The following is a 19,403-nucleotide window of genomic DNA, read 5'->3' on the forward strand; positions in this document are numbered from 1 at the left end:
TTATCACGAGCTTGTTTTGTCACAAACCACAAAGGGGAGCACCAAATGGTGACTCCCTTTTTATAATTAAGCCTAATCTTCTAGCCTAGGCAGAACGCAAAGTATTTTCTTTGCTTCCCCCAACGTCGCATAACGACTAGTGAATAGCCCCTATTGCATCATACTCATTGGCAAATTAACCGTTACTGCTTTTACGTGGTGACCACGAGAAAAGATAGCGTTGCTGAGCAGCGTTGGTATCGTCGCTGATTTTAGTCTTGTCACCTCACCCGAAACCATTTCAACATCAATACTTATCTCTTTCGAATGGTTAATGACATACATAAATGGCACCTGACAATACGTAAATGCAAGGCTATTGACTGGCATTGCTATGCCTTGTCGCTTCCCTTCTACATCAAAGTAACAGAACCTATTCGCTTGAGTAATGAACTCTTGTTTTTGTAGCAACGTCGGCGAGATATGAATTTCACCATCCGTAATCTCAATGCCCAATTCACCAAAGCGAGTTAGAATCTCTTCTTTCACTTGCCCTGTCATTCCAGGTTGCTGTGCACCAGCTTGTTTAGGAGTATGAGAATAAGGGTCTGTCGGGAATGCGCCATACACGTCTGGCGTTTTGTTAAACCCTATCCCCTCTCGGACGCGATAGTAATAACCTGCTAACTTAGCCGTTTCTTCGCTTTCCGGAGATTCCAAGTATGCACGTTGATAATTCTCTTGCACTGCGAGTAACAGCTTAGAAACCATGTGCCAATAGATACAGCCCAAGCCTTCATAACCAAACATCGTGCCTGAACGACCCGTAAATGCTTTATGGTTAAACGTCAGCTCGTAGATGTCTTTTATTTGTTCCCAGTCCTGGTCTGTATGGGCAGGGTAATCATGCTTCACTTCTGCGATTTTTTCGATTAACTTACCCACGTTTTCAAAATCAGCATTAAAGTGTACCTGTTGGTTGCCACCCGCCACGACCAATCGCTTGTCATTGGCAGCTAACATGACTTGTAACAACTCACAGTGTTCTAGCATCGCACTTGAGACTTGGTTTTTCTCTAAATAACTCGGTAACGCTCGATCTGGATAGAGCATGAAACTCTGTTGATCTTCCCGATACATATCACTAGCAAATAGCTTATCTAATAACGTAATAGCTTGCTTGGAATCCAGAATACCAGAGCTCAATATAGCAACCTGACCTTCTAGCATTGGATATAACTCCGCAACTTCAGCCGTGCCATGAGACAAGTCCAGAATATTGTAAGCATTGTACAAACCATCGCTGCGTTTGTTGTTCATAATACTTTGATCAAGTAATGACACACTTACATCCAGCAGCTCATTGATTTTGCTCATATCAACATTAGATTTACCGCTAAATCCATCCGCGTATACCCGTTGGCGATACGCATCTGCACTCTCTTCAAGATTGACTAACATCTGCTTGCGAAGCTCTGGTGTAATATCATTACTTCGTACAATCGTTAACATTTCTTTCAGGCGAGTATTGGTGTTCAATAACCATGTTGACACTTCGTTAGATAACTCAACACTCATTGACGCTTTACAGACAAGCTTTCGCAAGAAAGTGACATAGCGACGAATGTAATACAACGTCACCATCGACAAGCCATTACCGACAATCGCGTTATTCGCATCATTCCATTCTGGGCGCTGGGTATTAAGCCAAATACCACCATCAAGCACAAAGTTACTCAGCTTTGACAATAGAGGGACTAACAATTTTTCAAGCAAGTTGACTTGGTAGACTTCACCATTACTATCAAGTAGTAAGCGTCCGTCACTGCCTAGCGTCGCGCTTAACTCTTCCGTTAATTGTTGCTTCTGAGTATTGAAAGAAACCGTGTCTTTCGGGTTTGCAAGTAACCCTTCTACATTACATAGCTCATAAGGCACATTGGCGTAACTATAGTTCGCGTCAGAGAGCCATGATGTCAGGTCATTATGGTGATATTTGTCAGCCAGCTCTAAAAACTTAAGTAGGTAAATGATCTGGTGATCACCCCAATAACCAATATTGCTCCAAGGGTCGTCCAGTTCCAATAATTCCCAGTCCACCCCTTCTTTTGTAATTCGATAAGGGTTATAACCATCGACCGTCGATGCGTTGACAAACTTAGCAATAAACGAACCGATAAAATGCGGATAACTCAGCGCCATGGCTTCCCAGTTTTGGAAAATATCGCGCCAGTTCCCTTGATAGGCAAGGAGTCGATTGCCCTCATCATCACGCACTTTAATTTCAAAGTGGTTCCATGGTCGGCTAGGGTCACCGTGCCTGCGACCGAACGTCAGCGGTAAATATTCGTAACATAAGCGCACAAGTTGGTCATCACCTGTCGCTTTAGCGGCTGCCATTAACTCCGGGTGCGTAAAGTTTGCATTTAAGGAGGCAATGAAGTCAGTGTGTCGTTCGAACACGCGACTGTTCATCGCCTTTAATGAGCTCATGACATCTGCAGCATCAAGGTGGTACCCCGACACAAACACACCGCCACGCATATTGTTAAACAATACATTGGCGTAATGGTGCACACTCGTTTCTTCATTTGATGTCAACTGCCAAGCGTCAGCACCTGACATTAACGTGACGAGATCCAACTGATTACGCGCGACATCCTCATGTACCAATTTTAGGAGGTCGTCACCACGATGTATCGACTGTCTTAGCTCATCGACTTCTACGTGGGTTTTGTCGATATCAGCAACCATCAGCCAAGCCTTTTTCTCTGCTGGCTTTAGTGCAATAGCTTGATGAACAAAATAAGCGCCACGTTCACCACGGGTGAGCTGTTCACGCTGTATCGGCAATCCTTTCCTAAATTGACCCAATGCTTTTGCACTCAGTAAAATATCGGCGTCATTATCGGTGATAGAAAAAGCGGTCGTGGTCCTTAGTGACTCTGCAGGCTCTGCTCGGTCACTAAGCTTTGCGTACATGCTATACGTTGCCATAGGCAGGTCATCAACGCGCTCGTTCCATTTGTAAGCATCAACAAGTGCACTGCGGGTCTGCAGCGCCTGTAATGGTGCCCCCGATGGAAGCAAGTTCTGGATACCATCGATCACTTCCATTTGAATATTCGCTTGCGATAAGTTTGTGATTTCCGTTTCTCTTACAAAACCAAATGCCTCACCACAACTCCAACTGTACTGATAGCGCAGTGCTAAAGAGTGGTTCACTTCCTCAAAAATAATTTTGTCACCCACAGAGTTCTTATATAAGTTCCTTTGAACCTCGTATCGCCCATCATGGTGCTCATTATAGGGTTCCCATAACAATGACGCCCCACCCTCTTGCACAACCTTGATGATGGTTTTCGCACCCGTGTTGTGGGCGCTCTCATGAATATGGTCCACTGAACGATACGGGAAAAGGGCGTTTTCTGGGCGAACACGTCCGGCAGACAATGCACCTGTAGACGAAATAAAAAACCAATGATTGCTCGCTGATACCACACTGATAAAAAACGGGGACATTTGGTCCACATCACTAATTTTGTAAAATCGCTCTCCATCTCGATCGACAAACTGGCCTGATACGGCTGAATCACTCTCTTTTGGTCTATTTTCCATAATGTATATCACTTATTTGAAAGCGCTTTCTTATGCGCTAAAATGGGAATTAAAGGTTGTGGCAACGAGCGAAGTGCTCAGGTGCAATTTGTACAGGCTCAGGCATCTGGGTCTGGCACTGCTCTGATGCATTCGGACAGCGCATATAAAACGGGCAACCGACACTATCAGGCTTCCACAACGGTATATCCCCTTTCTTCACCATGAGTTCACGACGACCGGCTTTACCAGCTTCCGGCACAGCTGAAAGCAACAATTTCGAGTAAGGATGCTGCGGGTTTTGCGTCACGTTATCACTTGCCCCCCACTCCACCATGTGACCGACGTACATGACTGCGGTTTTCTCGGCAAAATAACGAGCCGTAGCAATATCATGAGTAATGTACATGAATGAGATGCCGTGCTTGTCCTTAAGGTCCGCCATTAAATTCAAAATACCCAGTCGAACGGAGACATCGAGCATGGAAATCGGCTCGTCAGCCAAAATGACTTCGGGATCAACCGCAAGCGCACGTGCAATAGCAACCCGTTGGCGTTGCCCACCACTCAATTCATGAGGGAATTTTTCCGCCGTTTCTTTTACCGGTGATAAGCCTACCAATTCAAGTAAGTCGTATACCAGCTGGGGCACGGCTTCTTTTGCTGCACGTTTATGAATCAGTAGCGGACGTGCGATATGATGATAGATCGTATGCACGGGATTTAGGCTGCCAAACGGGTCTTGGAAGATCATCTGCACTTGGCGTGCGTACTCAAGAGCCCCATTTTGTTCAATGTAAGTGTTAAGCGGCACACCCTTAAAGCTAATGTTGCCGGACGTCTCATCGTAAATACGAGTTAGGATTCGAGCACCCGTGCTCTTACCTGATCCGGATTCTCCAACAATCGCTAACGCCTCACCTTTTTTAAGTTCAAACGAGACATCATTCACGGCTCGCATTACATTACTTTTTGCCGATTGACCAAGAGGAAAATCTTTAACTAAATTATTGACGGAAAGAATCACTTCATTACTTTGCATCTTTCTTACCTCACATCAGATGACAAGCGACCAAGCGGTCAGCATCAGTTTGAATTAACCTTGGCTCTTCACGAGTACATACTTTCGAGCACTCGCCGCAGCGCTCTTGAAAGTTACAGCCAGTCGGGATATTTAACAGATTTACAGGGTTGCCCGGAATGCCATAAAGGCGCTCTTTGGGTCCATGAATTGTCGGGAAAGAAGCAATCAACCCTTTTGTATAAGGATGCTTAGGCGAGCCAAAGACTTCGCTTGCGCTGCCCAGTTCAATCAAATTTCCTGCGTACATCACGCCAATTCGGTCGGCAATTTCACCCATCAAACTCAAGTCGTGACTAATAAACAAAATGGAGAAGCCAAATTTCGTTTTAAGATCATAAAGCTCGTTCAAGATCTCACGTTCTACGACCACATCTAACGCCGTGGTCGGTTCGTCCATAATAATCAACTTAGGCTCTAGCGCTAAAGCAATCGCAATGACGACACGTTGACGCATACCGCCGCTGAGTTGATGGGGAAAACTTCCCATTCGGTCAGCATGAATTCCTACTACTTCAAGTAATTCGGCACCACGTTCATGCGCTTGCTTGTAGCTGACCTTTTTATGCGCGAGGATCACATCCACCAGCTGCTCACCTATTGTGATAACTGGGTTTAAGGAGTTCATCGCACTTTGAAACACAACAGACACGTCATTCCAACGAAACTTACGTAGCTGACGAGCATTCATTTTCAGCACATCCTCTCCCTTGTAGAGGACCTCTCCTTCCGAGATTAATGCCGAGTGCTTTGTGTAACCGTGAAATGGCAAACGCTAAGGTACTTTTGCCGCAACCTGATTCACCTAAGCGATACCTAAGGTTTCGCCTGGTTGAATGGTTAAGCTGACATTATTTACTGCACGTGCGATACCGTTTGGTGAAACGTAATCAACACATAAATTGTTAATTTCAAGTAATGCACTCATTATAGGCCTCGACGCTTATCTGCTTCTTTCTTAAGTTTGTGCCACAGCTTCATGTGTGGACCCGTCCGTAGTTTCGGATTACTTACTTGGTCGATAGACATATTGATCAAAGCAAGTGCACCGCCTGTAATAGCAAGAGCCATTGCAGGGACAAGCATTTCCCACCATGCACTCGGTATAGAGCGACGATGACGTTTGTGCCCAATACAACATAGAACCCCAGCTCACTTCCGTCGCATCTCCCAATCCAAGAATACCAAGACCAGCCTCCGCGCCCATGGCGTAGATAACCGTTCCAAGGAAGCCTCCAAACACAATCGAGACCAAATTAGGCAGTATTTCTACTAAAATAATTCGTGCTTTTGATTCGCCCATTACCTCAGCAGAAATAATGAACTCTTTGTTTCTAATCGCCATGGTTTGTGAACGTATCACCCTCGCCCCCCATGGCCAGGAGGTAATCCCCAGCAAGACCGTTATCACCAAGGACCCGACCTGCCCTAAGAACGCGGCTAACACTATTAGTAACGGCAATTGAGGAAAAACGAGAAAAACGTTGGTCAGAAAGTTCAAACGATCATCAATTTTCCCACCAAAATACCCAGACGATACTCCAACCAGCACCGCGATAGTCATCGCGATTACGCCAGCACTCAATGCCACGGTGAGCGACTTTCTCGCACCATGTAATACTTGGCTGTAAACATCTCGCCCACTTCGAGTTGACCCCAAAATATGGTCCGAACTCGGTGCCATATGAGGTCTTGCAACACGCTTTTGAGGATCATGGGTCGCTAGTGAAGATGCGAATATTGCTCCCATCAACACCAAGCTCATTAATGTTCCACCAATAATAGCGGGAGGGTTTCCGTAAAAAAATGCGTAAACCGTACTTAGCTTGCTTTTGATATTTTTCCATGAAAAACGTGGTTCACGAGCCGCTAAGTTTGGCTGATTTGTGTACTTATGAGCATCAATTAACTTGTCCATAATGCACCCTAATTTGAAATACGTGGGTCGAGCCAAACATATAGAAGATCGGCAATAAAGTTCGCTGTTAATACAGCGGTAACGAGAATAAGCAAAATAGCTTGGATAAGTGGGTAATCACGCGCAATGATGCCTTTTAGCAGGATATTACCTAGGCCCTGATAGTTAAAAACCACCTCGGTCATGATGGAACCTAAGCAAACGAAAAGCCAATGGCCATCGCAATCGCCGTCGCGACAGGTAAAATGGCATTACGCCCTGCATAGCGATACATCACTCGAAAACTACTCAGCCCTTTTGCCTCCGCCATGGTGACGTAATCTTCCCCTAGGACATTGATCATGGCATTTCGCATATTAAAGACCCAGGTTGAGATACCAACAATGACCATCGAACCAACAGGTAAGATCGCATGCTTAGCCACACTAGAAATAAATTCCCATGTCCATGCAGGCTCCAAAGATGGGTCGTACGTGTACGCAAGCGGAAGCAGCTCCATTTTTAAACCGAAAAAGTAAAACAGTAATAAAGCGGTGACGATATAAGGAAAGTTACTGATAAATGCTAAGACTGGCGGAACCACCTGACCAAAGAAACCTTCACGACGATAAGAGGCATAAGTACCAATACTGACGCCGATGATAAGCGCAACAATTAATGACCCCAGCGCAAGAAACATAGTCCATGGCAACGCCATCGCCAACACGTCCGAGACACTCACTGGAAACATGAGAACCGAAGGACCTAAGTCCAGCGTGAACACACTTTTAATATAAGAGAAATATTGAACGAAAATATTACCATCTACAAAACCATACATTTCACGCACTGCATCCATTTGAGATGGATCCATACGTCCCTGAGCGGCAGCAAACAACGCATCTACAGGGTCGCCAGGCATCAGCCTTGGCAACATAAAGTTGAACGATATAGCGATAATAAATGCGGTAAAATAAAAGCCAAAACGGCGAGCTAAAAACGACATAGCAATACCTTTATAAAAGGGGCTAGCAAAGTGATAGCCCCAATGATGTCAGTTACTTAAGATGTAAATTATTAAGAATAATTACGCGCTTGCCACCGTCGTACCAGACTGGCTGGATATACGGATTTTTCTCGCTTGGCCAGCCAACAATTTTTGTTGAGTTGTATTGGAACCAAGTAGGGTTTGAAAATAGCGGAATAAATGGCAAATTCTCTGCTGTAAATGCTTGCAGCTCCGAAAGGATGGCTTGTTGCTTCGCTTTATCGCCAGTTTTGCCGAAACTTTCAATTAACTGATCGATTTCAGCACTGTTTACACCGTGTCCAGCATGCCAAGTTTTACCGATGCGAGAGGTCGAAAAATACTCTTGATAAGCTAAGATTGGATTGGTTGCGACCATCGACCAGTTAATAGACATTTTGTAATTACTGTCTTTTAGGTTGCTGTCATAAACGGCCCAATCGACGGTTTTAACCTTGGCTTTAATACCAACTTCTTCATAATACTCAGACACCATCTGAACCACTTGAATCCAGTCCGTCCAACCGTTGACCACTTCAATATCAAACTCAACCGTGTTACCAGATTTATCGTCTCTAAAGCCATCACCGTTGCGGTCTTTAATCCCCGCTTCGTCGAGTAAAGCCTTCGCTTTATCAACGTCATATCGAGTAAGTTCAGAGAATTTATCATTTACGCGCTTATCGATGCTGCTCATATAGAGCTCCCCAATACCACCGACGTTAAAGTTGGCAGTTGGGTAGCCGTAAGCGGCAATGTCTACAATCGCTTCACGATCCAATGCCATGGATAACGCTTGGCGTACACGTATGTCGTTAAACGGTTCTTCTTTGGTATTCACATACAAATGGATAGCGTCATTCGCCGGATACCAAAAGTGATGCTCGCTTGGGTTTTGAGCGACAAAGGTCGTTTCAATATCAGCAATAAAGTTTGAACCCCAATCAATCTCACCTTTGATCAATGCTGGTTGAATTTGAGAGTTGTCGTTGTATGAACGGTACGTAATGCAATCTAGATGAGGTAAATTTGCGAGGTAATAATTAGGGTTTCGGCATAGCTCAACTTGTTGAGGCTTAACATACTTCACCGTTGTCATTGGACCGCTACCAATTGGATTCGGGTTAGTAAATGTCGTTAAGTCTTTTGCCTGACTCCATACTGCTTTTGGAACAATATGGTATGAAGGGAAGTTCCACAAAAATGTTGAGTCGGCTTCATTAAGTTCGAATGTCACGGTACGGTCATCAATTACATTCACCGAAGCAAGGTTTCCACCTGACCAAATACCCTTTTGGTCAAAAGCTGGCGCTGTTTTAGTCATCGTGAAACTAAACGCCACATCTTCCGCAGTCAGTGGGCTACCATCTGACCATTTTAAGCCATCACGCAGTTTGACGGTGATGGTTTTAAGATCATTAGAATAATCTGCAGACTCTGCCAATCGCCAGTTCGTTTCACCCGTCATATTATTAAAAACCATTAAAGGTTCAAACATCACACCGTGATAGAGATCTTTTGTTGTATATGGATTGAAATTGTCAACAAACCCCGTATTGATGATTGGAACGGTCAACGTCCCGCCCTGTTTAATCTCTTCCGCTTGCGCGCCAGCAGCCATTAAAGCTCCACATAATACTGAGGCGATGAGAGTTGTTTTTTGCATCTCTGAATCCTTTTCTTTTAGAGTGAATAAGCGCGGTCTTCAAATTTCTCGTCATATAGGGGGGTTAACACATAAAAAGAAAGCGCTTTCTTTTAGAGATACTATTCAATGCCGCCTCGGATAACAAAGGGTTAAACAATAAACCTCGAACAGATCACACAAAGGTAAAACTAGTAGAATCAACACCTTAACTATAAATACATGAGTTAAACATATAGAATTTAAAAAATAAAAGCTTAAATATCAATAGGTTGAACCACATTAACTCAGTTAATCACTAATATACAGAAGTGTGACCGCTCTAACTTTATGAAAGCGCTTTTATTGTTCAATATTACTAACGCCTTCTTTCAATATGGTAACGCCGCCTAATATAAACTTTAAAAACATAAGGTTATGGTATAAATCATTCCTTAATTTCTCATTATTCATAGTGATACTACTGTTTGAGTGTGGAGTTTGTGGCATAATTTTGAAAACGCTTACATAAGGAGGCACTATGACGATTCACTTTTGGAACGGAAATAAATCTAAGCCGCGTCAGGATTTTGAGCGTAGCCTACTTCAAAAAATACTCCTGACTACTTCGCGATCAGTAGATGACACTTTACTCTTTGATGACTGTAGTGATTATCCCAACGCGGATGATGAAGGTAATATATTCCAGACAGGGGTTGATATTTTAGTCACGGTTAAGGGGAATCAGAAATTTTCTGGGAAGCCATTTATAGAGATCAATCGATCGTTAACGAAAGCGTTGCTCGGCCAGCGAATCCTATTCATTCGAGCTGATGACCAAGCTCGTTTTCGCTCCATCCAATCCATTAAACAGTTAAAAGTTGGTATACCTGAGACCTGGGTAGACGCAGAGTTATTTCGGCACAACGGTTTCAATGTTGTCGAAAAAGGCAACTTTGATGGCCTCTTTACCCTGTTATCCGATAAGAGTTGTGATTTCGTCTGCTTTGGTGCCAATGAGGCGCTAGATATTTATCAGCAACGTGTCGATGACAAAAAGAGCATCATCCTCCTAAAAGATAAAATGATCCTCTACCCCTTCCCACTCGTTTTCTACGTCAACGCCAATCGTCCTGACCTTGCTAAGCGAGTCGAACACGGTCTTCAAGTATTGGAAAGAACGGGGGAATTTGAAGCATTATATCAAGAATACTTTGGTGATATTGAGAACGAGTTGGCGTTAGATAAGCGCGAGGCACTACCGCTACACAACCCATTTATCTAGTGCGAACAAAAAATTAGTTAACATTGTAATACCAGAAAACAACAAAAAGAGGCGACACTACGTCGCCTCCATATACACTGCTGGTTTCTCCCAATAAGAATGCTTACGGCGCAGAATCAATCTCAACAGGTTGGTAATGTTTCCCTTCCAGCTTGAGCCATTCTGGTAACACCGTTCCCATTGAAATGGAGGACCATGTACCTGAGAAGATGCCGATGAACATGGCGGTGGCAAACCCTTGTAGTGCGTCACCGCCTAAGAACCAAAGTGCTCCTACCGTCATTAGCGTGGTACCCGATGTCACCATCGTGCGGGCAAACGTCCCTAATACCGCTTGATCACTGACTAACGCGGTCTCTTCGTGAGGTTTGAACTTCAGAATTTCACGAATTCTATCGGCAATGATGATCGAGTCATTCAGTGAATAGCCTAATATCGCTAAAATGGCAGCGAAGACCGTAAGATTAAACTCCATTTGAGTCAGGGCAAAGAAGCCTAAGACTAACACCACATCATGCAATAACGCCGCCAGTGCACCACTCGCTAGGCGCCATTCAAAGCGGAAGCTCAGGTACCCTAGAATACTCAGCAATGATACCAACAGCGCCAATCCCCCTTGATCGTAGAGATCTTGACCAACTTGCGCGCCAACGATGCTATCGCTCACAATACTTGAATCAGGATATGCCTTCGCGAGTACTTGTTTAAACTCTTGGTGCACCGCATCACCACGGTCAGCCGAGTAACGAATGGTCCAGCGACCTTCATCACCGGACTTAGTGACAGAAATACCCTCACCGAGTACCGGGCTTAATGTCTCGCGTAACTCAGTTTGAGTCGTTGATTGCGCTAGCTGGACTTCCGAAACAACGCCACCAGTAAAATCTAAGCCCAAATTCAGGCCTTTGACACCAACCACAATGATGGATAACACCACTAGAGCAATTGACAGTAGGTTAGTGAAATAACGAATTGAACGAATATGAGTGGTTAGATAATTTTTCATCATTATACCCTTACTTCTCTGCGAGCATCTTTGCCCCACACAAGATTGATGATGGCGCGAGAAACAAAAATACCGAGTAAACATACTGGTCAATAGACCTAGACCTAGCGTCAAAGCAAAGCCCTGAATTGGACCATTACCCATTGAGTACAAGATAACCGCAGTAATCATCGTGGTGATGTTGGCATCTAGGATAGTGGCAACGGCTGAATTAAAACCTTGGTCAATAGCCTGAGCAAAGCTTCTCCCCTCGGCGAGTTTGTCACGTATTCTTTCAAAAATGAGCACGTTGGTATCCACTGCCATACCCACAGTAAGTACTAAACCAGCAATACCCGGCAAGGTTAATACCGCACCAGGAACCAATGCAATTAGCCCTAACAAACAGCTCATGTTGAGCATTAATGCCACATTTGCAACCCAACCTAAACGTCGGTACCACAGCGCCATGAATGTTAGCGTTAGCCCAAGACCTAGCGCCAGCGCAGCAAAGCCATTTTGAATGTTTTCAGCACCGAGAGACGCACCGATGGTACGCTCTTCAACTATTGTGACTGGTGCTGTCAATGAGCCTGCACGTAGCAATAGTGCAAGCTGCTGTGCTTCTTCTAAATCACCAGATCCGGTAATTCTAAACTGGCTACCAAGCTGAGACTGAATGGTCGCCACACTGATAACTTTCTCGCTTCTTTGGGTTTCTCCACGAGCATTCACACCATATTCGCGATACACCGTTGCCATAGGTTTACCAATGTGAGTGGCAGAAAAATCACTCATCATTTTTCCACCCATGTGATCGAGGGAAATATCTACTTCCGGACGATGCATTTGGTCAAAGCCAACTCTGGCGTTGACGATATGCTCACCAGTGAGGACTGGCTTTTTCACAAGAACAACCATGCTGCCTTGCTCGTCTTTTACTCTCAGTGTGGAAACCGCTTCACCACCCGGCGTTTTGACTTCATAAAATGCTAAGCTCGCCGTCGCGCCGATAACCCGCTTGGCCATGGAAGGATCTTGCACACCCGGCAATTCAATGCGAATACCCGATTCACCTTGGCGCTGCACTAATGCTTCAGTAATCCCTAATTCCTCAATACGTTGACGCATAATTTTTAGGTTCTGCTGCATTGTGAGGTTAAGAAACTCACTACTATTTTGCTCACGCAGAGTAATAGAGAGTCCTTCACTGTCGCCTTTAGCTAGCCACTCAGGGTATTGGCTATTGATGAACTGACGTACGGAGACTTCGTCAGCTTTATCTTTGGTGCGCACTAACATGCCATTACTATTTTTAGGGCTAACCGTGACACCAAATATTCGTTGCTCGCGCAGTGCTTGCTTGACTTCATCGATAACGGCATCGCGCTGCTCAGAAATCGCTTGGTCAACATCCACATTCAGCAAAAATTGAACACCACCACGCAAGTCAAGACCTAGCTTTATTGGAGCAAAACCCATCTCTTTTAGCCATGCTGGCGCAATCGACGTGTAGGAATAAGAAAGGCTATCACCTTTGCCGATTACGTCATTGAGGGTATTCCTGGCTTTAGTTTGATCCGCTTCATCATTAAAAACTAGCGTCGCTTTGTTGCCTGTCAGCGCTATCGATTCGGCTTTAACACCTTGAGCATCCAGTAAACTGCTAATTTTGAATGGAGTGTCGAACTGGCTGCTGCTATCCGTAAACTTCAGCTCAATGGCGGGCTTCTCACCATACCAAGATGGCAAGGCACTTAACGCTAACAGCAAACACGTGGTAATAAGGACCAAATATTTCCATTTGGAATAGTGGTTCAAGCGCTTTAGTGGTTTATTTTTTACACGCATAATTCTTCCTCAGCACTGAGCTGATAATTAAAAATTGACCTTTGGAGCGGAGAAAAAATTAGACCATTCACGCATCGTGAACCCTCTATTATTTTGTTATCCGCACATTGTTATTAGTTAATTTAGAAGCGTTATGCGTACTGCCCATTCAGGGCAACATAGAAGGTATTACTGTCTTTCCAACCACTGACACGGTGATCACTGATATGGAAGTAATAATGAGCAAATGAGAGGGGAATATCTGTAATTAAGCCGACCTTGAAGCAGCAATAAGCATCGCCAACTTCTGTGACGACGCCAAAATTTGCCGATTCAAACTCATGGGGTTCGTTGCCGTTACTGATCCAACGAAGGTTCGATAAAATCGCTTTAATTCGATTATCATCAGAATGCGTGGACATCGGGTGAGCAGGTTGAGACGACGTCTGATTACGGTGAGGGATCGGAATAACATCCGGCGTAAATGACGATGTACCCTGCCCTGAGACAACATCTGAACCCATGTCAGAAGATATGCTAGGCTCTGTTGCTACAGAGCGACTGTTAAATTCAAAGGAAGTGGCAGCATAGTCCGTATTCGGAGCCTCTGTTAATTTTTCAGACGCAGTGACTCCAAAGGACGTAAGAACTACGACACAAAATGAAAGCACAAACGACAACAAGGACTTCGACACAGCTTAACCTCAATGAATTTACGCCGCCATTATTCGCCCATCTGAGTACAAACACAAATAAAAAATACTAAATTCATCACTGCAATTAGCCCCTGTCATCTTGAGGGAACAAAAACTGACCACTATAGTAAATACAGAGGCGCTGAATAATTCAGGCTCTTAATTGCAGGTGAATAATGGAACTGTCGCAAAATGAACGACTTACATTAGTGAAATACGCCCTCACCATTCTTGATGGCTGGGGTGCCTCAAATATCCAAACAGAAGCAATATTAGAGCTTTCTCCCGCCCAACATGCCCGCCTGAAAATTACGCTGCAGCTACGGTTGCGGTTACCCCCTCAACGATGGAGAGAATCCACATAATTGTTGAAATAGATGGCTATTTACGTACCGCGTTTGACAACTCGCACTTCATCAATAACTTTATTAATGTTCGCAGTAATACCAACCGTTTCAACGGTTATGCACCCATTGAGCATATTGAATGTGGTGAAATTAGCGGATTACAGCGACTTAAACAATGCGTTCAAGATTTAGCCAGTGATGTACAAAACCCAACATCTTAATATGTTAAACACTCCAAGGGGCGCATCATTAACCCTGAAGCTACGAATTAATATTGCATCAGATACCACCAGCCACACATAAAACACCCTAATTATCAAACATGCAAACCAACACAATGAATATCTATCGTGGTGACAAAATTCGCTAGTTGATGTCTCTTGGAAACATCAACTAGTATGCGCTGCAAGTTAAGAGCGGGCGAAAAGCGTCCTTTCTTTTAAACTGATATGCATCGTTTGGAGTAATTGTCGTGAATGCATTTAAAAATTTATGTTCCGATAAAATGAATAAAGAACGCATTAAACGTGAGCATGATTTGCTTAAGTTAAACTGTGTAAGTGACAACGAGTTCAAATCTCGAATGGCCATTTGGGATAGTTTAGCGTTTGCACCTGCGCCACTAGAAGAAGCAAAAACCTTCATTAACACCGTCTTTGGCAAATTACAGCAAGATGTTAAAGAAGCGCATCATGAACTATCACTTAGCCATAGTGAGTTCGTTACGTTTGCTACAGAAGAGATCACCTACATTAGAAACAACGTCGCTAACCAAACTACGCAATATATTTGGTATGCGGTGATTGCACTTACTACTGCCTGTATTATCGCAATCTGCCTATAATGGAATAAGCGCCCAAATTAATTAAGAGCGTTACACAAGCTAACGCTCTTACCCCTCTCTCATTGTAAATTCTTCATTTAGCAAAGACCGCCATCATTCAGAGTCTACGTGTGACTCTTGCCTGATAGCTTGCGATCACCCAATTCTTGATAACCACTCCGTCTTCACCATCTGCGATGTCCATCATTTACCCTACAAGAAAAGAGCGATAAGCTAGTCTGTTGTATAACTCCCACTCACAAGGATGATGTGCATCATGAACCAAACTATCGCCACCATGTTAGGCCACCGCTCCATTCGTCAATTCACGCCACAGCCAATAAGTGCCGAACAACGAGACATGATTGTACAAGCAGGTCTAGCGGCATCGTCTTCAAGCTTACTGCAAGTCGTTTCTGTCATACGAGTGACGGATAATAAGAAGCGAAGTCTTTTAGCTGAATACGCCGGAGGGCAAGCTTACGTAGCCTCCGCTGCTGAGTTTTTAGTGTTCTGTGTTGATTACCAACGCCATATTGCTATCAACTCCAACGTACAGGCTGATTTCACTGAATTAACATTAATCGGTGCGGTAGATGCGGGAATTATGGCACAAAACTGTTTACTGGCCGCTGAGTCTCTAGGATTAGGCGGCGTATATATCGGTGGTCTACGCAATAACGCACAACAGGTAGACGAGCTACTCAATCTACCGGAAGGAACTGCGGTATTATTTGGTATGTGTCTAGGATATCCAGATCAAGATCCAGACGTAAAGCCACGTTTACCACCTCATGTCATTGTGCATGAAAACCAATACCAAGCTTTAAACATGGCCGACATCGACGTCTACGATGAATCGATGCAGCATTACTACGCTCATCGCTCCAGTAATCAAAAACAAGCAACGTGGTCCCAACAGACAACCAGCAAGCTTTCAGGCGAGTCGCGACCACATATGCTCCCTTACTTAAACAGCAAAGGACTGACTAAACGGTAATCACACCGCTTGTTCAAAGCACGTAAAGTATTCACCTATAACGAACCACGCCGCGTTTCGTTATAGTGTCTACTTTACGTTCGAGCTTGAATCAGACAATACCGTTAAAACGACCAACCCACTTTAAAATTAAACGCCGTTTCAGAACGATCAACAAGTGGCAATTGGCTGACGCCGACACTGCCTGTCCACCCTTCATTTTCAACGATGAAATCAACCCCTGGCGTGACACCTGTGTAAGTATGGTGATCAACATGGTCACGTCCGGCATAAAAGTAACTTCTGTCTAATGTTGAATGAATCACACCCAAATTCGGCGCAATATATATCTGATCGGTCACACCGTAAGTGAGCGCAACCCTAGCCGCATAAAAATCAGATTGCGTATAGTACCCACCATCCGGATTTTCCTCGATTCGACCCGCTTCAATGCCGCCACCAAGACCCCATTTCCCTTGTCCATTTAGTTGATATACACCCAAAGAGTAAGCCTTTGTTGAATTGAGAAAAGACACGCCCCCTAACACTGAAAGCTTCCCTTCCGTGTCTTTTGCAAAGGCAGAAAAGGTCACGGCTGCAATAAGTGCAACACCGAAAATCATATTACTACGTGCTCTGTTCATTCATTTTATTACGTTTATCGGAAAGTGGACCGCACTGTAGGCAACCCATGCCTCGGGGTCAAAGTAATCGACCACCTTTAACAAAAGCCTGACGAAACCACAAAGTTTCAAAGGATTTGGTCATTTTTTTCACTCAATAAGAAACTACCCGCGAATTTATATTCCCTTTCTTACTGTATAGGAATATAAATTGCGCATACGACCTGAAAAGTAGATAACCAATATGGACAACACGCAGCGATCCACCAATCAAGTTAATGAGAAGCCTCTTCAGCTTCTGATGCAAGTTGCGCTTTCAGAAATACCTGTGTCAGCTAAGACACTCAGTATGCAAATGGGTGTGCCGCTAAGCAGTTTGTATCGCCACATTAAACTGCTAAAAGAGTGGAATTTAATAGAAGAAAGCACACAAGACAAAACCCTGATTGTTGGCCCTGCGGCATTGATGCTCATGCACAGCTATCAATCCAACCCTCATAATTCTGAGGCGATTGAGAGCATTCTGAGTCGCTTGCAAAAACAGACCGGAGAAATGGCAGCATACATGGTGCCCGTCGGCTATCGTGCATTGTGCGTTAGCCTACAAGAAAGTGCACAGGCCATTCGCTGCAGTTATGTTCGTGGCCAAAGTCAACCTTTGTTACGTGGTGCTTCATCTAAGGTTATGCTCGCATTTTTACCAGAAATGCGTTGTGAAAAGATTCTTCGTTATTTCGGTGAAGAAGACAATATCGACCGATGGATGGCGGAATTAACACTTATTCGACATCAAGGGTTTGCTGTCAGCACATCAGAGTTTGACCCTGGCGTAACTGGTATTAGTGCCCCTGTTATGAAAGGAAGCAAGTTACTAGGAGCAGTCTCTATCATGGCTCCTGCGTATCGAGTCGAGGCCAATAAGGATCGATTCATATTACACGTATTACAAGCGGCCCGAGCACTACCACCAGAAAGGTAAACCACTACATTTTGGGTGATTTAATCTCTCGCAAGGTTATTTACTCTCTCGCAGGTATTGACTATGTTAAGCGTCTTCAAGCAATTATGGAAAAACCGTTATCATCCAACCATTGAACACAAACTGCCTATTTTTACCGTTTGTGAATCAATCAAACCGATAAGTAACGTAGAATTTGAAGACGCTGAATCGCTGTTAGAAACGGCCTATGACTGGCTAAGCGATCAAAGTCATTCTCACTCTATGAGAAATGTAGGTCACTTCCCGCTACTTTCTGTTTACTCTGCTGAACGACCTTACTTCGAAAGTCCATATGCGAATTGTGCACTAAATTCTCAACTCGTTGAGCACCTTTCACACGGTGCTACGCCGATGGTGATTACCAACTGCCATGAAACACTTCTCAACCTTCTACCGAGTCTAATTATTGACTCGGAGCAACTTGGCATCATCAACATCAATGCTGATTTTTTAATGGATCAAACATTAGAAGTAAAAACTGGCTCAATGCTCCACTTTGCCCTAAATCGACACAACGAATGCCGCGCGTTCCACATTGGGATTGATCCAAATTCTGCGAGCAAAAGTCAGTTGGATTACGCCGAAGATATGGGGTGTGATTGGGCACTCTTGAATGAAGTCAACTATCGAAATAAAGGCATGGTTAAATCTCAAGTCGCTCGTTTTCTGCACCACTGCGATAAAGTTGTCATCACCATCGACCTAGCTTCTATCTCAAAGACTATGTCTAAGTTAGAAAATCAAAAACTCGAACTATCTATGGTTCTTAGAATCCTACGTCAATGTATGAGCGCTAACAAAACCACCTTGATCCAACTCGTTGGCAACAAAGAAGAACACATATACTCCGCGTCAACACAGCTAATTGTTGAGCAAGCGAGCCACTTTTATTATTTTTCTCGCTAACCAGTTACTGCCTTGCTTTAAGGGGATTAGCTTTGCGCTCTATCCCCTTTAGCAAAGTAAAAGATCCACACGGAAAAATATTGTGCCGTGCGACGTTAATGGCTAAGCGTCGTCCACTTTTTGTCGACGCCTCATTAATTATTGTTAGTTATTAGTTATTAGTTATTAGTGCTTATATCTAAATGTTCGACTGTCATCCAAAATCTCAATTCTGATGGGCACCACTCCTTGCTTTGTACTGCCTACTTTCTCAAATGCTTTTTGAGAAAGATCGATAGTTCTTCCTTTGACATACGGCCCTCGGTCGTTGATTTTTACATCAACGCTCTTATTGTTATTGGTATTAATGACTCTAACAACCGTACCAAACGGGAGCGTTTTATGAGCCGCAGTCAGTGCCCTCATATTGTACTTTTCTCCACTGGCAGTGAGTCGGCCATGAAATTGACTGCCATACCATGAGGCAAGCCCGGTAAGTTGATGTTTCCGTGCATACTCTTGTGTTTTAGGTGACGCATTAGTCGAAATGGATGAACAGCCCGCGAGTACGGTGAATGCTAATAGAGTGGATATCAGGGATATTGATTTCATGTGCCTACAATGTCACTTTCCTTAAATGTGTCCTTTAAGTATTCATGGTTATCTTGCAACGTTCATCAATACTGTGTCAGTAGTCCGTGATTTTGCTTCTATCCATTTGGATACTCGACTCGTTTCTACGCGCC

Annotated in this window: 13 protein-coding genes and 3 pseudogenes; 6 read left to right on the forward strand and 10 right to left on the reverse strand. The window is 44.0% G+C overall.

What is annotated here, in order from left to right; all coding sequences use genetic code 11:
- Nucleotides 1-150: 150 nt before the first annotated feature.
- From AC0L66_RS25540 to AC0L66_RS25565, 6 genes and pseudogenes are all read right to left on the reverse strand, one after another.
- The gene (locus AC0L66_RS25540; RefSeq protein WP_473570029.1) at nt 151-3,597 is read right to left on the reverse strand and encodes a hypothetical protein; all 3,447 of its coding nucleotides are present in this window, start codon (nt 3,595-3,597) and stop codon (nt 151-153) included.
- A gap of 49 nt (nt 3,598-3,646) precedes the next feature.
- The gene (locus AC0L66_RS25545; protein WP_265674974.1) at nt 3,647-4,618 is read right to left on the reverse strand and encodes an ABC transporter ATP-binding protein; all 972 of its coding nucleotides are present in this window, start codon (nt 4,616-4,618) and stop codon (nt 3,647-3,649) included.
- 10 nt (nt 4,619-4,628) lie between these two features.
- Nucleotides 4,629-5,585 (reverse strand): annotated as a pseudogene (locus AC0L66_RS25550) (ABC transporter ATP-binding protein).
- A pseudogene (locus AC0L66_RS25555) lies at nt 5,585-6,575 on the reverse strand (ABC transporter permease). Before AC0L66_RS25555 ends, AC0L66_RS25550 begins: the two co-directional pseudogenes overlap by 1 nt.
- 8 nt (nt 6,576-6,583) lie before the next feature.
- Nucleotides 6,584-7,560 (reverse strand): annotated as a pseudogene (locus AC0L66_RS25560) (ABC transporter permease).
- Nucleotides 7,561-7,612: 52 nt separating this feature from the next.
- A complete protein-coding gene (locus AC0L66_RS25565) occupies nt 7,613-9,247 on the reverse strand; it encodes an ABC transporter substrate-binding protein (RefSeq protein ID WP_265674977.1) in 1,635 nt (544 codons plus the stop codon).
- Between the two features lie 499 nt (nt 9,248-9,746).
- Between AC0L66_RS25565 and AC0L66_RS25570 the strand changes: the two genes are divergently transcribed.
- A complete protein-coding gene (locus AC0L66_RS25570) occupies nt 9,747-10,490 on the forward strand; it encodes a type 2 periplasmic-binding domain-containing protein (RefSeq protein ID WP_265674978.1) in 744 nt (247 codons plus the stop codon).
- A gap of 103 nt (nt 10,491-10,593) precedes the next feature.
- Here AC0L66_RS25570 and secD read toward each other — a convergent pair whose 3' ends face one another.
- Nucleotides 10,594-13,326 (reverse strand): protein translocase subunit SecD, encoded by a 2,733-nt coding sequence (gene secD / locus AC0L66_RS25575; protein WP_473570031.1) that lies wholly within the window; start codon nt 13,324-13,326, stop codon nt 10,594-10,596.
- 131 nt (nt 13,327-13,457) lie between these two features.
- Nucleotides 13,458-14,000, reverse strand: a complete 543-nt coding sequence (locus AC0L66_RS25580) for a hypothetical protein (protein ID WP_265674980.1) — start codon at nt 13,998-14,000, stop codon at nt 13,458-13,460.
- Between the two features lie 346 nt (nt 14,001-14,346).
- Here AC0L66_RS25580 and AC0L66_RS25585 point away from each other — a divergent pair, with 346 nt between their 5' ends.
- The 3 genes from AC0L66_RS25585 to nfsA all read left to right on the forward strand — a co-directional run bounded on the left by AC0L66_RS25585 (nt 14,347) and on the right by nfsA (nt 16,170).
- Complete coding sequence (locus AC0L66_RS25585) at nt 14,347-14,568, forward strand: hypothetical protein (protein ID WP_473570033.1); 222 nt, start codon at nt 14,347-14,349, stop codon at nt 14,566-14,568.
- A gap of 251 nt (nt 14,569-14,819) precedes the next feature.
- Entirely contained in the window at nt 14,820-15,191 is a 372-nt protein-coding gene (locus tag AC0L66_RS25590) for a thiamine-phosphate diphosphorylase (protein WP_390902920.1), read from the forward strand.
- A gap of 256 nt (nt 15,192-15,447) precedes the next feature.
- Nucleotides 15,448-16,170: an oxygen-insensitive NADPH nitroreductase gene (gene nfsA, locus AC0L66_RS25595; RefSeq protein WP_473570035.1), complete on the forward strand. Its 723-nt coding sequence runs from the start codon at nt 15,448-15,450 to the stop codon at nt 16,168-16,170.
- A 104-nt stretch (nt 16,171-16,274) separates the two neighbouring features.
- On the opposite strand, the gene AC0L66_RS25600 is transcribed toward nfsA, so the two are convergent.
- Nucleotides 16,275-16,793, reverse strand: coding sequence for a hypothetical protein (locus AC0L66_RS25600; RefSeq protein WP_473570037.1), 519 nt, complete (start codon nt 16,791-16,793; stop codon nt 16,275-16,277).
- Nucleotides 16,794-17,016: 223 nt separating this feature from the next.
- Between AC0L66_RS25600 and AC0L66_RS25605 the strand changes: the two genes are divergently transcribed.
- Together AC0L66_RS25605 and AC0L66_RS25610 are read left to right on the forward strand one after the other, a co-directional pair.
- Nucleotides 17,017-17,751, forward strand: coding sequence for an IclR family transcriptional regulator (locus AC0L66_RS25605; protein WP_265674983.1), 735 nt, complete (start codon nt 17,017-17,019; stop codon nt 17,749-17,751).
- Nucleotides 17,752-17,814: 63 nt separating this feature from the next.
- Nucleotides 17,815-18,678, forward strand: coding sequence for an arginase family protein (locus tag AC0L66_RS25610; RefSeq protein WP_265674984.1), 864 nt, complete (start codon nt 17,815-17,817; stop codon nt 18,676-18,678).
- A gap of 165 nt (nt 18,679-18,843) precedes the next feature.
- Here the strand turns inward: AC0L66_RS25610 and AC0L66_RS25615 are convergent, their stop codons facing one another.
- Complete coding sequence (locus AC0L66_RS25615; protein ID WP_473570038.1) at nt 18,844-19,269, reverse strand: septal ring lytic transglycosylase RlpA family protein; 426 nt, start codon at nt 19,267-19,269, stop codon at nt 18,844-18,846.
- Nucleotides 19,270-19,403: the final 134 nt, after the last annotated feature.

This window comes from Vibrio sp. GJ43-1, from assembly GCF_055808835.1.

Excerpts from the sequence above, each read along its gene's own strand:
- secD (WP_473570031.1), bottom strand. The coding sequence starts at position 13,326 with ATGCGTGTAAAAAATAAACCACTAAAGCGCTTGAACCACTATTCCAAA.
- AC0L66_RS25610 (WP_265674984.1), top strand. The coding sequence starts at position 17,815 with ATGTTAAGCGTCTTCAAGCAATTATGGAAAAACCGTTATCATCCAACC.
- AC0L66_RS25615 (WP_473570038.1), bottom strand. The coding sequence starts at position 19,269 with ATGAAATCAATATCCCTGATATCCACTCTATTAGCATTCACCGTACTC.
- AC0L66_RS25540 (WP_473570029.1), bottom strand. The coding sequence starts at position 3,597 with ATGGAAAATAGACCAAAAGAGAGTGATTCAGCCGTATCAGGCCAGTTT.
- AC0L66_RS25565 (WP_265674977.1), bottom strand. The coding sequence starts at position 9,247 with ATGCAAAAAACAACTCTCATCGCCTCAGTATTATGTGGAGCTTTAATG.
- AC0L66_RS25585 (WP_473570033.1), top strand. The coding sequence starts at position 14,347 with ATGGAGAGAATCCACATAATTGTTGAAATAGATGGCTATTTACGTACC.
- AC0L66_RS25600 (WP_473570037.1), bottom strand. The coding sequence starts at position 16,793 with ATGAACAGAGCACGTAGTAATATGATTTTCGGTGTTGCACTTATTGCA.
- AC0L66_RS25570 (WP_265674978.1), top strand. The coding sequence starts at position 9,747 with ATGACGATTCACTTTTGGAACGGAAATAAATCTAAGCCGCGTCAGGAT.
- AC0L66_RS25605 (WP_265674983.1), top strand. The coding sequence starts at position 17,017 with ATGGACAACACGCAGCGATCCACCAATCAAGTTAATGAGAAGCCTCTT.
- nfsA (WP_473570035.1), top strand. The coding sequence starts at position 15,448 with ATGAACCAAACTATCGCCACCATGTTAGGCCACCGCTCCATTCGTCAA.
- AC0L66_RS25545 (WP_265674974.1), bottom strand. The coding sequence starts at position 4,618 with ATGCAAAGTAATGAAGTGATTCTTTCCGTCAATAATTTAGTTAAAGAT.